The 466-nt window shown below is 70.8% G+C and carries 1 protein-coding gene; it reads left to right on the top strand.

Annotation, left to right across the window (positions count from 1 at the left end):
• Nucleotides 1–466 (top strand): ketoreductase domain-containing protein (locus HW466_RS31385; RefSeq protein ID WP_176316174.1); only part of this gene is annotated, 466 nt, incomplete at both ends.

The raw sequence follows: 466 nt of genomic DNA, 5'->3' as shown, positions 1-466 counted from the left end.
CGCCCGTCGCGAGCGGCTAGCGTGCTTCGGCACGCCGCCCGTCTACCTGCGCGCCGATGCCGCCGACCGCGACTCGCTGGCCGCGGCCCGCGAGCGGATCGCCGCGCTGCGCTGGGACGGCCAGGCGCTGCCGACCAGCGGCGTGATCCACTCGGCCATCGTGCTGGCCGATGCGAGCCTCGCGACCATGGACGAGGCGCGCTTTCTCGCCGCCTGGCGCGCCAAGGCCGACGTCAGCGTGCGTCTGGCCGAGGTGTTCGGCGACGATCCGCTCGACTTCATGCTGTTCTTCTCGTCGATCACCTCGTTCGGCAAGACCGCCGGGCAGTCGAACTACGCGGCCGGCTGTGCCTTCAAGGATGCATTCGCCGCGCACCTGGGCCGCACGCTCGCCTATCCCGTGAAGGTCATGAACTGGGGTTACTGGGGCAGCGTGGGCGTGGTCAGCGAGGCGAGCTATCGCGAG

Source organism: Burkholderia territorii (assembly GCF_902833055.1).
Classification (GTDB): domain Bacteria; phylum Pseudomonadota; class Gammaproteobacteria; order Burkholderiales; family Burkholderiaceae; genus Burkholderia; species Burkholderia territorii.
Note: the sequence above shows the minus strand (reverse complement) of the source record. Positions and strands in the feature narration are given on the sequence as shown.